The sequence below is a fragment of the Streptomyces sp. NPDC107521 genome (assembly GCF_055598485.1).
This window is the reverse complement of the sequence record NZ_JBVKAT010000014.1, coordinates 177278-188957: the sequence shown is the minus strand read 5'-3', so window position 1 is coordinate 188957 and position 11680 is coordinate 177278. Positions and strand designations below refer to the sequence as shown.

Annotated in this window: 12 protein-coding genes; 8 read left to right on the top strand and 4 right to left on the bottom strand. The window is 75.8% G+C overall.

Features of this window, described 5'->3' with window-relative positions; genetic code table 11:
• The first annotated feature begins 6 nt into the window (after positions 1-6).
• The 6 genes from ACZ7LB_RS21575 to ACZ7LB_RS21550 all read left to right on the top strand — a co-directional run bounded on the left by ACZ7LB_RS21575 (position 7) and on the right by ACZ7LB_RS21550 (position 5860).
• Positions 7-501 (top strand): hypothetical protein, encoded by a 495-nt coding sequence (locus ACZ7LB_RS21575; protein ID WP_471470360.1) that lies wholly within the window; start codon positions 7-9, stop codon positions 499-501.
• A 384-nt stretch (positions 502-885) separates the two neighbouring features.
• Positions 886-1647 carry a 3-oxoacyl-ACP reductase FabG gene (gene fabG, locus ACZ7LB_RS21570; protein ID WP_471470359.1) on the top strand — a complete coding sequence of 254 codons (762 nt, stop codon included), beginning with the start codon at positions 886-888 and terminating at the stop codon, positions 1645-1647.
• A 12-nt stretch (positions 1648-1659) separates the two neighbouring features.
• Positions 1660-2427, top strand: a complete 768-nt coding sequence (locus ACZ7LB_RS21565) for an SDR family oxidoreductase (RefSeq protein ID WP_471470358.1) — start codon at positions 1660-1662, stop codon at positions 2425-2427.
• A 175-nt stretch (positions 2428-2602) separates the two neighbouring features.
• Positions 2603-4189: an ABC transporter substrate-binding protein gene (locus tag ACZ7LB_RS21560; RefSeq protein ID WP_471470356.1), complete on the top strand. Its 1587-nt coding sequence runs from the start codon at positions 2603-2605 to the stop codon at positions 4187-4189.
• A 127-nt stretch (positions 4190-4316) separates the two neighbouring features.
• Entirely contained in the window at positions 4317-5000 is a 684-nt protein-coding gene (gene ung, locus ACZ7LB_RS21555) for a uracil-DNA glycosylase (RefSeq protein WP_471470355.1), read from the top strand.
• A gap of 236 nt (positions 5001-5236) precedes the next feature.
• On the top strand, positions 5237-5860 hold the full coding sequence (locus tag ACZ7LB_RS21550; RefSeq protein WP_471470353.1) for a hypothetical protein: 624 nt from the start codon (positions 5237-5239) through the stop codon (positions 5858-5860).
• 246 nt (positions 5861-6106) lie between these two features.
• On the opposite strand, the gene ACZ7LB_RS21545 is transcribed toward ACZ7LB_RS21550, so the two are convergent.
• Positions 6107-6604: a hypothetical protein gene (locus ACZ7LB_RS21545; protein ID WP_471470352.1), complete on the bottom strand. Its 498-nt coding sequence runs from the start codon at positions 6602-6604 to the stop codon at positions 6107-6109.
• A 115-nt stretch (positions 6605-6719) separates the two neighbouring features.
• A complete protein-coding gene (locus ACZ7LB_RS21540) occupies positions 6720-7232 on the bottom strand; it encodes a DinB family protein (protein ID WP_471470350.1) in 513 nt (170 codons plus the stop codon).
• 777 nt (positions 7233-8009) lie between these two features.
• Between ACZ7LB_RS21540 and ACZ7LB_RS21535 the strand changes: the two genes are divergently transcribed.
• Positions 8010-8915 (top strand): Gfo/Idh/MocA family protein, encoded by a 906-nt coding sequence (locus ACZ7LB_RS21535; protein WP_471470349.1) that lies wholly within the window; start codon positions 8010-8012, stop codon positions 8913-8915.
• Here the strand turns inward: ACZ7LB_RS21535 and lnt are convergent.
• Positions 8839-10413, bottom strand: coding sequence for an apolipoprotein N-acyltransferase (lnt, locus tag ACZ7LB_RS21530; protein ID WP_471470347.1), 1575 nt, complete (start codon positions 10411-10413; stop codon positions 8839-8841). The genes ACZ7LB_RS21535 and lnt overlap by 77 nt on opposite strands.
• A 250-nt stretch (positions 10414-10663) precedes the next feature.
• Here lnt and ACZ7LB_RS21525 point away from each other — a divergent pair, with 250 nt between their 5' ends.
• Positions 10664-11404 (top strand): SDR family oxidoreductase, encoded by a 741-nt coding sequence (locus ACZ7LB_RS21525; protein WP_471470346.1) that lies wholly within the window; start codon positions 10664-10666, stop codon positions 11402-11404.
• A 31-nt stretch (positions 11405-11435) separates the two neighbouring features.
• Here the strand turns inward: ACZ7LB_RS21525 and ACZ7LB_RS21520 are convergent, their stop codons facing one another.
• Positions 11436-11615 carry a hypothetical protein gene (locus ACZ7LB_RS21520; RefSeq protein ID WP_471470344.1) on the bottom strand — a complete coding sequence of 60 codons (180 nt, stop codon included), beginning with the start codon at positions 11613-11615 and terminating at the stop codon, positions 11436-11438.
• Positions 11616-11680 lie beyond the last annotated feature (65 nt).

Below are 11680 nucleotides of genomic sequence, written 5' to 3'. Positions count from 1 at the left end.
GCGCCGATGCCCGTGTCCCAGGCGCTCGGCCCGGTGCCGGTCCCACCGCCCACCCCGCCGTCCACGCCCCGCGTCGGCGCGGCACCCGCCGTGGCGTCGGCCGTGGCCGGCGGCGGGACCGACAGGACGGGCGGCGCCGATCCGGCCGGTGGCGGGGTCGCCGCTGCTGAGACCGTGGGCCGGGGACGCGAGGTGCTCGACGTGGTGGGCAGCGACGAGGACGGGGGCGGCGCCGCCCGGGCCGGACCGCCGCCGCTGCCCCGGTCCCCGGCGTCCGGGACGGGCGGGGCCGGTGCGCGCAGCGGGGCCCGGAGCGCCGGGCCGCCGCCCGGGACGGCCCGGGCCGTCCACGGGGCGGGGATGGTCCGGCCGGTCGGGGCCTGGGCGGGGGCGGCCGGAGCGGTGATCGCCGCCATCGCGATCACCATGCCGACGGCACCGGTGCGAGGGCGCATGGACGCCTCCTTTTCCGGCCGTGAGGGGCTCGCCCCTCGACGCTAGGACGCCCCGGCCCCGCACGCCGGTCCGGGCCGGACGGGTGCCGCCCGTCGCGGCCGGTCCCCGGCGGACCGGCCCGGCCCCGCCGCGGCGGCCGCGCGGCCCCCGTCGACCTGCGCCGATCCGCGCGCGCCGCCCCCGACGGCCCCGGAGCGCGGCGGATGCCGGGGGCGCGGTCCGGCGGCGGCGCCCGCGCTGGGCCGAACGGGGGAGGTCCCCGGCGGCTTTGCCGCGCCGCGCCGGTGAAGGGGTCGCACCCGCCGGTGTCCCGTTGACACCGCGTGCCAGGGCTTCTAGCGTCACGTCTGCCGGAGGTACTAAGCGGTCGCTCACCGCAGGGCGCCCCCTGGGGTACCGGCCGCATCCCCGAGGACGAGGAGAAGCAGCATGTCCACCACTGAGCAGCGGGTCGCCGTCGTCACCGGCGCCGCGCGCGGCATCGGTGCCGCCACGGCGGTCCGCCTGGCCGCCGAGGGCCGGGCCGTGGCCGTGATCGACCTCGACGAGGCCGCCTGCGCGGACACCGTCGCGCGGATCGCCGCGGCGGGCGGCACGGCCCTCGCCGTCGGCTGCGACGTCTCCGACGAGGCGGCGGTGGAGGCCGCCGTCGCCCGGATCGCCGGGGAGCTCGGCCCGCCCGTCGTCCTCGTCAACAACGCGGGCGTGCTGCGCGACAACCTGCTGTTCAGGATGAGCGCCTCGGACTGGGACACCGTGCTGAACGTGCACCTGCGCGGCGCCTTCCTGATGACCAGGGCGTGCCAGAAGCACATGGTGGACGCCGGGTTCGGCCGGATCGTCAACCTGTCCTCCTCCTCCGCCCTCGGCAACCGGGGCCAGGCCAACTACGCCGCCGCCAAGGCCGGGCTCCAGGGACTCACCAAGACCCTCGCCAAGGAACTGGGCAAGTTCGGGGTGACCGCCAACGCCGTCGCCCCCGGCTTCATCGCCACCGACATGACCGCCGCTACCGCCGAGCGGGTGGGGATGGGCTTCGAGGACTTCAAGGCCGCCGCGGCCGCCCGGATCCCGGTGCAGCGCGTCGGCGAGCCCGAGGACATCGCCAACGCCATCGCCTTCTTCGCCGGCGACGCCGCCGGCTTCGTCTCCGGCCAGGTGCTGTACGTGGCCGGCGGGCCGCTCGACTAGGGGGCGGGGACCATGACTTCCGTACAGCCGCCCGAGCCGTCGGGCCGGGCCGCGCTCGTCACCGGCGCCAGCCGCGGCATCGGCTACGGCATCGCCGAGGCCCTCGTCGCGCGCGGTGACCGGGTCTGCGTCACCGGCCGCGACGAGGACGCCCTGCGGGCGGCCGTCGAACGGCTCGGCGCCGACCGGGTGATCGGCGTGCCCGGCAAGGCGCACGACGAGGCCCACCGGGCACATGCCGTCGAGCGGACCATGGAGGCCTTCGGCCGGGTCGACTTCCTGGTCAACAACGCCGGGACCAACCCGGTGTTCGGGCCCGTCGCCGACCTCGACCTGAACGTGGCGCGCAAGGTGTTCGAGATCAACGTCGTCTCCGCGCTCGGCTTCGCCCAGCGCACCTGGCACGCCTGGCAGAAGGAGAACGGCGGGGCGATCGTCAACATCGCCTCCGTCGCGGGGCTGTCGCCCTCGCCCTCCATCGCCGCCTACGGGGTGAGCAAGGCCGCCCTGATCAACCTGACCGCGCAGCTCGCCCACGAGTTCGCGCCCGGGGTACGGGTCAACGCCATCGCCCCGGCGGTGGTGAAGACCCGGTTCGCCGCCGCCCTCTACGAGGGCCGTGAGGAGGAGGCCGCTGCGGCCTACCCGCTGGGCCGGCTCGGCGCCCCCTCCGACATCGGCGGCGCCGCGGCCTTCCTCACCTCGGCCCAGGCCGACTGGATCACCGGCCAGACCCTGGTGGTCGACGGGGGGATCTTCCTCGACGCGGGGGTGGGCTGAGCCCCGGCCGGGGTACGGGCGCCACCGCCCGTACCCCGTTCCCTTGATCGTTAAGGTCAGGACAACGTAGTCGGCGGGTAAAAGATCAAAAAGGCGCGTTCGCAAGGGAGTTCAGGCGCACAGCGCTGCGGTATGGTCTGCCAACCCTTGGTATGGCGGATCGAGGAGCGTGCGCGTGTTCAACCGGAGACGATGCCTGCGGCGGGTGGCGGCCATCGCGTCCATATCGACATTGGTCAGTGGATGCGGCCTGCTGTCGTCCGGTCCCTCGGGGGACGACGAGCCGATCATCGTGGGGAGCACCAGCTTCCCCAGCACGCTCGATCCCGCGGCCTCCTGGGACAACTCCTGGGAGCTCTTCCGCAACATCTACCAGACGCTCCTGAGCTACCCCAACGGCGCCTCGGCGCCCCAGCCCGACGCGGCCGAGCAGTGCGGGTTCGCGGACAAGGCGAACCGCGTGTACCGCTGCGAGCTGCGCAAGGGGCTCAAGTTCTCCAACGGCGACACCCTGGACGCCGAGGCGGTCAAGCACTCCATCGACCGCATCCGGAAGATCGACGTCAACGGCGGCCCGGCCGGTCTGCTGGGCAGCCTCGACCGGGTCCAGGCGGCCGGTGACCGCGAGGTGATCTTCCACCTCAACAAGGCGGACGCCACCTTCCCCTTCGTCCTCGCCACACCCGCCATGTCGATCGTCGACCCCGCCGTCTACCCGGCCGACGCGCTGCGCGAGGACGGCAAGGTCGTCGGCTCCGGGCCGTACACCCTCCAGACGTACATGGAGGGGAAGAAGGCCGTGCTCGTCCGCAACGACCGCTACAAGGGGTACGCGGACCGCCGCAACGGGGCGGTGACGATCCGGTACTTCAAGGACTCGGCCGGCATGGTCGCGGCGCTGCACGAGAAGGAGATCCAGGTCACCTACCGCGGCCTGGCCGCCGACGACATCATCACCCTCCAGAGCAGCGCGGTCCAGGAGCGGAACTACCAGCTCGTGGAGAGCGCGGGCACGGAGATCAGCTATCTGGTCTTCAACCCCAAGGACCCCTGGGCGGGCCGCAAGCCCGTGCGCCAGGCGGTCGCCCAGGTGATCGACCGGGCCGCCATCGCCCACAACGTCTACCGGGGCACCGTCGACCCCCTGTACTCCATGGTCCCCAAGGGACTGGCCGGCCACACCACGGGCTTCTTCGACAACTACGGCGACCCCGACGTCCCCGCCGCGCGCAAGATCCTCACCGACGCCGGGATCACCGAGCCGGTGCCGCTCACCCTCTGGTACACCACCGACCGCTACGGCTCGGTGACCCGGGTGGAGTTCGAGGAGATCAAGCGCCAGCTCGACGCCTCCGGCCTGTTCACCATCACCCTCAAGAGCCGTCCGTGGAAGGAGTACGTGGAGGGCTACCAGAAGGGCGAGTACCCGGTGTTCGGCCGCGGCTGGTTCCCCGACTTCCCCGACGCCGAGAACTTCATCGCCCCCTTCGTCGGCGACCAGAACGCCCTCGGCACGCCCTACCCGGCACCCGAGATCACCGGGGTGCTGCTGCCCGAGTCCCGCCGCGAGACCGACCGCGCCAACGTGGTCAAGGAGTTCCGGCGGGCGCAGCAGATCCTCGTGGACGACGCGCGGCTGCTGCCGCTCTGGCAGGGCAAGCAGTACGTGGCGGTGAGCCCGGACATCTCCGGCGCGGAGCGGGCCATGGACCCCTCGATCCTCATGATGATGTGGCAGCTCTACCGCAAGACGAGCTGGTAGTCGGCCGGTCCGGAGGGGCCTGCCCGGTTCCGGACCGCGGGCCGGGACCGGTGCCGTGAGCCGGTTGTCAGTGGGCGGCTGTAGGTTCGGGGGACCGGAACCAACCGCACATCGTAAGGAAGTTGACGTGACCGACATCGCCATGCTGCCCGAGTCCTGGCGCGACGTGCTCGGCGGCGAACTGCAGAAGCCCTACTTCAAGGAGCTGATGGAGTTCGTCGAGGAGGAGCGGGCGAACGGCCCCGTCTACCCCCCGCGCGAGGAGGTCTTCGCCGCCCTCGACGCCACCCCCTACGACCGGGTCAAGGTGCTGGTGCTCGGCCAGGACCCGTACCACGGCGAGGGCCAGGGCCACGGGCTGTGCTTCTCGGTCCGCCCCGGGGTGAAGGTCCCGCCGTCGCTGCGCAACATCTACAAGGAGATGCACGCCGAGCTGGACACCCCGGTCCCGGACAACGGCTATCTGATGCCGTGGGCCCGCCAGGGCGTCCTGCTGCTCAACGCGGTGCTCACGGTGCGGGCGGGCGAGGCGAACTCGCACAAGTCCCGGGGCTGGGAGCTGTTCACCGACGCGGTGATCCGCGCCGTGGCCGGGCGCCCGGACCCGTCGGTGTTCGTCCTGTGGGGCAACTACGCGCAGAAGAAGCTGCCGCTGATCGACGAGGACCGCCATGTCGTCGTCAAGGGCGCGCACCCCTCGCCGCTGTCGGCGAAGAAGTTCTTCGGCTCCCGCCCGTTCACCCGGATCAACGAGGCGGTCGCCGGGCAGGGCCACGAGGCGATCGACTGGACCATCCCGAACCTGGGCTGACCCGCCAGGCCCCCCGCCGGTGAGGGTCCGGGGTCCTTCCTCCGGCCCTCGCGCCGCCCGGGCGCGTTCCGTCCCGCCCGGTCGGGACCGGGCGGAGGAGCGGGGCGGGCGCGGAGCGTCGGGAGCGTGGCGCCGTCGCGGTGGTCGGGCGTGCCGGACCCCACGCCCTGCGGCACGAACCGGACGAAAGGCCCTAACGTCGGCGGGGACAGCCGACGAGTGGCACGGAGGACGCGGTGGCCCAGGGACAGGAGCAGGCGTCGGCGGACGCCGTGCTCACACGCATCGGTCAGGTCGTCATCCTGCACCACGCGGGTGACCGCGAGGAGGCCCGGCGGCGCTTCCTCGGGCTCTGGGCCGAGATCGGCGAGCACGGCGCCCCGCTGCACCGCTGCACCCTGGCCCACTACCTCGCGGACACCCAGGACGACCCCGGCGACGAACTGGCCTGGGACCTGAGGGCGTTGGCCGCGGCAGAGGAGCTGACCGGTGGCGACCGGCCCGCCGCCCCCGGCCCTGCCGCCGCCCCCGGCGTCCTCGCCGGGCGGCACGGTCCGCCGGGCGGGGGAGCGGTCGGCGATCAGGGGGCGCCCGGAGCCCCGGGCCACCGGGAGCGGCTCGCCGTGCGGGCGCTCTATCCGTCGCTGCACCTGAACCTGGCCGCCGACTACGACCGGCTCGGCCGCCGGGACGCCGCCCGGCTGCATCTGCGGCGGGCCCGTCGCGCGGCCGTCCTCCTGGCGGGCGACCGCTACGGCGAGGGCGTACGCGCCGGGATCGACCGCCTGGCGCGGCGACTCGGCGACGACGGTTCGGCGGCGGGGGAGCCGCCCTGGGGCCCGCCCCGGCAGCGACCGTAGGGTGCACGGCACGGGCGGTGCGTCCGGCACAGGCGGTGGCTTCGGCCACGTCCCGGGGCCGGTGACCTGGAAGGTGCGGGGGCGTGCGTGCCCCCGGGCGTCCCGGGTGCCCCGGACACCGGGGCCCCTGGGGGCGGTCCCCCGGTGTCCGGAACCGCGCCCCGGGCGCCCCGGTGTCCGCGTTCCGGGGCCGGTGCCCCGGCCCGCCGGTTCCCGGCGCGGGCTCCCGCCTCGACCCGCCCGGGGTCAGTGGCCGTACGCCTGCTCGCAGATGGCCGCCTCGGGGCTGCCCGGCCGCCAGCCGCCCAACTGCCTGCCCAGGGCGCACACGTCGCCGTTGCCGCCGGAGGCCCCGCCGGTGCCCGGCAGCGCCGGGGGAACCACCCCCGGATGGCCGTCCGTTCCCGGCTGCCACGGCACCCCGGGCACACCGGGGCGGGGCAGGGTGCCGGACCGGCCGGCCGGGGAATCCCCGGGCAGGGGCGCGGCCGGGGGCACCGCGCCCCCGGCGCCGCCGCCCGAGGCGCGCCGCGGCGCGGGCGCGGGGGCGGACGGTGCCGGGGTGCCGCCCGCCGGGGCGCGCGTTCCGCGGGGCGTGGCCGAGGCGTCCGGGTGCGGACCGGACGAGTGGGCACCGGTCGCCGGCGGTCCGGACCCCGGGGAGGGCCGGACCGTCATGCAACCGGTCAGGGCCGGGAGGGCCACGGCCACCAGGAGTGCCGAGGCGAGGGTCGTTCGATGCACCCGCGTCACTCTGGCGGTTCGGGCGCCCGGTCCGGTGGCGGACCGGGCGGAGGATGCCCCGCACGGGTGATCTCAGGCCCCGTACGGAGTCCCCGGGGGCGGTCCGGGCTGACGGTCAGACGCCGGTGGTCCCGTCCAGGCACTCCCGGATCAGATCGGCGTGCCCGTTGTGCCGGGCGTACTCCTCGATCATGTGGGTGTGGATCCAGCGCAGGGTGGACGGCGTGCCGGTGCGCCGGTGCCGGCCGCGGGAGGGCTCGTCGAGCCGGAACTCCGCCGCGACGGCCCGGGCCGCCTCGATCTCGCCCTGCCAGACCGCGTACACCTCCTCCCAGGTGTCGGTCGGGGCGGCGCGGAAATCCGCGTCCGGGTCGGCGTCGGTGTAGTAGAGGGGCGGGCTGTCCTCGCCGGCCAGCACCCTGCGGTACCAACTCCGCTCGACGTCGGCCATGTGCCGGACCAGCCCGAGCAGGGACAGCCCGGACGGCGGCACGGCGGCCACCCTGAGCTGGGTGTCGGTGAGCCCCTCGCACTTGAGCGCGAGGGTCGACCGGTGGAAGTCCAGCCAGCCCTCCAGCATGTCGCGTTCGTCGGCGTCGGCGGGGGGCATGGGGCGTTCGATGGTCATCCCCGCATCCTGACCGACCCCCGGCCGGACCACCACGCGATTTCCGCGCCGGGCGCGCCCCGTGGCCCCGCCGTCCGCGGCATCGTCGCCCGCCGTCCCGGCGGCCGGTCCGCCCCCGCCCGCGCTCCGCTCCAGTGGGCCGGGTGGGACACGGCGGGACGTACCGTGCCGGGGCGTGTGAGGCGCAGGGAACCGCGCGGGTCGGGCGTGGCGCACGGGCGTCGAGACGGGGGCAATGCCGTGGCCCCCGCCCGTCCCGCCGTCCGCGGCATCGTCGCCCGTCGCCCCCGGCGGCCGGTCCGCCCCGCCCCGCCCCGTCCCACCGGGTCGGTCGGGTGGGACACGGGGGACGGGCACCGCGCGGGCGCCCGAGTGGGGCACAGGTGACCGGGCCGTTCCGGGACGCGGCGTACGGGTACCGAGACGGGTACGGCCCCGCGGTCCCATCGTTCCGCCGGCCCCACGGCTCCGGCCTTCCGGCGGCCGCTCCTCCGCTCCCGCCCGCCCCGGGGTCCACCGGGCCGGGCGCGGCACGGCGGGGCGGGCACCGCGCCGGGGCGCGCGTGAGGCGCACGGGACCGCCCGTCCCGTCACGGGACCGCCCGTCCCGTGGCGCGGCCCAGGGGCACCAGGACGGCCTCCGCGCCCGCTCGCCCCCGGCCGTCGCAGGGCCGCGGGCCCCGGGGGCGTGGCGGTGGCCCGGCCCGGCCTCCCCCGTATGCTTCGCACCAGCCCGCGACGGGCGGACGGTAGACCGGCGACAGAGGAGCACACCCCGTGAAGGTCGGCTGCATCGGACTCGGCGACATCGCGCAGAAGGCATACCTCCCGGTCCTCGGCGCCCTGCCCGGCATCGAACTGCACCTGCAGACCCGCACCCCCGCCACGCTCACCCGGGTGGCCGACGGGCTCCGCCTCCCGGCCGCGCAGCGCCACGCCGACCTGGACGCGCTGATCGCCCAGGGCCTCGACGCCGCGTTCGTCCACGCCCCCACCGAAGCCCACCCGCGGATCACCGAACGGCTCCTGGAGGCCGGGGTCCCCACCTACGTGGACAAGCCCCTCGCCTACGAACTCGCCGACGCCGAACGGCTGGTGGCGCTGGCCGAGGAGCGCGGCACCGGACTCGCCGTCGGCTTCAACCGCCGCCACGCCCCCGGCTACGCCCAGTGCGCCGAGCACCCGCGCGACCTGATCATCATGCAGAAGAACCGCACCGGGCTGCCCGAGGACCCCCGCCGGATGATCCTCGACGACTTCATCCACGTCGTCGACACCCTGCGCTTCCTGGCGCCGGGCACGGTCGACGACGTGAGCGTGCGCGCCCGGGTCGAGGACGGACTGCTCCACCACGTCGTGCTCCAGCTCGGCGGCGACGGCTTCACCGCGATCGGTGTGATGAACCGGCTCAGCGGCTCCACCGAGGAGATCCTGGAGGTCTCCGGGCAGGACACCAAGCGCCAGGTCCTCAACCTGGCCGAGGTCGTCGACCACCGGGGCCAGCCGACCGTGCGGCGGCGCGGGGACTGGGTGCCGGTGGCCCGCCAGCGCGGCATCGAGCAGGCGGTGCTCGCCTTCCTCGACGCCGTGCGGGCCGGGGAGCGGCTCAGCGCCCGGGACGCGCTGGAGACCCATGCGCTGTGCGAACGGGTGGTACGCGCGGTGCGGGAACCCTCCGCCTGATCCGCAGCGCCCCCGCGCCCTCGGACGCCCCCCAGACGGCCAGCACCAGCAGCGCCGCGCCCACCGCCCAGTCGCCGTGGCGGACGTACGGCGTGGTGCCCCGGGCGAGCGGCACCTCGTAGACCCGCGCCCCACCGGCCGCCGTGCCGAGCCGCGGACCGACCGGGGAGCCGTCCGCGTCGTACACCGCGGAGATCCCGGTCAGCGTCGCGTGCACCATGGGGCGGCCGGTCTCGGCGGCGCGCAGCGCGGCCAGCGAGGCGTGCTGCGCGGGCGCCCAGGAATGCTGGAACGACGAGGTCGCCGACTGCGCGAGCAGCAACTCCGCCCCGGCGGCGGCCAGATGACGGCTCATGTCGGGGAAGGCGCTCTCGAAGCACACCATCGGCCCGACGCGCGGCCCGCCCCGCGGGGTCATCACCACCTGCCCGGTGCCGCGCCGCCGGTCCTCGCCCGCCGCCCGGCCGACGGAGGTCGCCCAGCCCAGCAGGGCGCGGGCCGGGACGTACTCCCCGAAGGGCACGAGCCGCATCTTGTCGTACCGGTCGCCGGTGGGGCCCCGGGGGCCGACGAGCACCGAACTCTTGTAGATGCCCGGCCGGTCGGAGCGCCGCGCGTCCACGTTGACCAGGATGTCTGCGCCCGCCCGCCGGGACAGCGCGGCCAGCCGGCGGGCCAGGTCGGGCCGCTCGGCCAGGTCGAAGCCGACGCTGCTCTCGCCCCAGACGACCAGATCGACGTCCTGCCCCGCGAGCCGTTCGGTCAGCCGCTCCTCCAGGTCGAACCGCCGCTCCGCGCTCCGGGGCCCGTCGACCACCCCCGGCTGCACCACGGCGACCGCGATCCGCTGCCCGGTCCCGGGACGCGGCGACCAGACCCAGGCGGCCGACGCGGCGGCGGCGACGGCGGCCAGTCCCGCCACCGCGGGCACCCGGGCCCGGCGGACCGCGACCAGCACGGCGACGGCCACGTTGACCGCCACCACCAGCAGGCTCAGCAGCCACACCCCGCCGACCGAGGCCAGCCGCAGCGCCGGGGCCACCTGCCACTGCGCGGCGCCCAGCATCCCCCACGGGCCGCCGAGCCCCTGCCACGAGCGCACCAGCTCCACCGCCAGCCAGCCCGACGGCACCACCAGCAGCGCCGCCGCCACCCGGCCCCGGCCGGGCCTCCCGCCCAGCATCCGCCGCACCAGCATCCCCCACGGCGCCCACAGGGCGCCGAGCAGCGCGGCGAGGACGAAGAGGAAGACGTGCAGGCTCGGCAGCAGCCAGTGGTGCATCGCCAGCATGAAGCCGAAGCCGCCGCACCAGCCGTCGTACGCCGCGCGCCGCCGGGTCGGCGCGGACCGGACCAGCAGCAGCCACGGCACCAGCGCGACCCACGCCCACCACCACAGCGCCGGACCCGGGAACGCCGGTACGGGCAGCACCCCGGCGAGCAGTGCGAGCACCGAGCGGCGCCGGGGGGAGGTGAGCCAGCGGTCACGCGTCGTCATGACGCCTCCCTACCCCGTCGCGCGGGCGGATGTGCGCGCCCGGCACCCGCGCGTTCAGCTCATCACACCGCCAGCGGGTCGACCGGGGACGCCCGGCCCCGGAATACCGGTGGCCCCGGGAGCCGCCGCTGCCGCTCGGCGCGGGGGCGCTCGCGCACCGCGGCGGATGAGACGGCGCGAGGCCTGTGCGGGAGCGCGCCCCGCCCCTAGGATGATCGATCAAAGGCGCGGCATCGACGGAGGTATCCCCATGACCCGTCCCCTCACGGTCGTCACCGGCGGCAGCCGGGGCATCGGCGCGGCGACCTGTCTGCGGCTCGCGGCCGACGGCCACGACGTGGTCGTCGGCTACGTCCGGGACGGGAACGCCGCCGAAGAGGTCGCGGCGGGGGTGCGGGAGCCGGGCGGCCGGGCGTTCGCCGTCCGGGCGGACACCTCCGTCGAGACCGATGTGGACCGCCTCTTCGACCTCGCGGAGGAACGGCTCGGACCGGTCACCGGCCTGGTGAACAACGCGGCGGTGACCGGTCCCCTGGGGCGGCTCGCGGACAGCGACACCGCCGACCTGCGCCGGGTCCTGGACGTCAACCTGCTGGGCACGCTGCTCTGCGCCCGGCGCGCCGCGCGGCTGATGACGGCCCGGGGCGGCGGCGCGATCGTGAACGTCTCCTCGGGCGCGGCGACGCTCGGCAGCCCGGGGGAGTACGTGCACTACGCGGCGACGAAGGCCGCCGTGGACACCCTGACCCTGGGCCTGGCCAAGGAGCTGGGGCCGGACGGGGTGCGGGTCAACGCCGTCGCGCCGGGGGTCGTCGACACCGGGATGCACGCCGCGATGGGCGACCCGGGCCGGGCCGGACGGATGGGACCCACCGTCCCCCTGGGGCGGGCCGGGCGCGCAGAGGAGATCGCCGCGGCCATCGCCTGGCTGCTCTCGCCGGACGCCTCGTACACGACGGGCACGGTGCTGCGGGTGGCGGGCGGGCGCTGAGGACGGCCGCCCCGGGGCTGCGGGGGCCGGGTCAGGCCGCCGCGATCACCTCGCAGCGGATCGCCGCGGCCCACTCGACCACCAGCAGCTCGTACTCCACGCGCTCCTGGGTCGACAGGCAGCCGCCCGCGCGCCGCCAGAGGGCGCGGATCCGGTCGTTCAGCTCCGCTGCGGACCGCGCGGAACCAGGGCTCGCGACATCGGGGGACATGCGGGCAAGCCTAAGGGCAAGCACTGACACTGCGCTACCGGTCGGCTACCGGAGCCCCGGCCTCA

What these genes read in the sequence shown, in the direction of transcription:
- ACZ7LB_RS21565 (WP_471470358.1), top strand. Translation starts at nt 1,660, where the DNA reads ATGACTTCCGTACAGCCGCCCGAGCCGTCGGGCCGGGCCGCGCTCGTC.
- ACZ7LB_RS21540 (WP_471470350.1), bottom strand. Translation starts at nt 7,232, where the DNA reads ATGACCATCGAACGCCCCATGCCCCCCGCCGACGCCGACGAACGCGAC.
- ACZ7LB_RS21520 (WP_471470344.1), bottom strand. Translation starts at nt 11,615, where the DNA reads ATGTCCCCCGATGTCGCGAGCCCTGGTTCCGCGCGGTCCGCAGCGGAG.
- ACZ7LB_RS21525 (WP_471470346.1), top strand. Translation starts at nt 10,664, where the DNA reads ATGACCCGTCCCCTCACGGTCGTCACCGGCGGCAGCCGGGGCATCGGC.
- fabG (WP_471470359.1), top strand. Translation starts at nt 886, where the DNA reads ATGTCCACCACTGAGCAGCGGGTCGCCGTCGTCACCGGCGCCGCGCGC.
- ACZ7LB_RS21575 (WP_471470360.1), top strand. Translation starts at nt 7, where the DNA reads ATGCCCGTGTCCCAGGCGCTCGGCCCGGTGCCGGTCCCACCGCCCACC.
- lnt (WP_471470347.1), bottom strand. Translation starts at nt 10,413, where the DNA reads ATGACGACGCGTGACCGCTGGCTCACCTCCCCCCGGCGCCGCTCGGTG.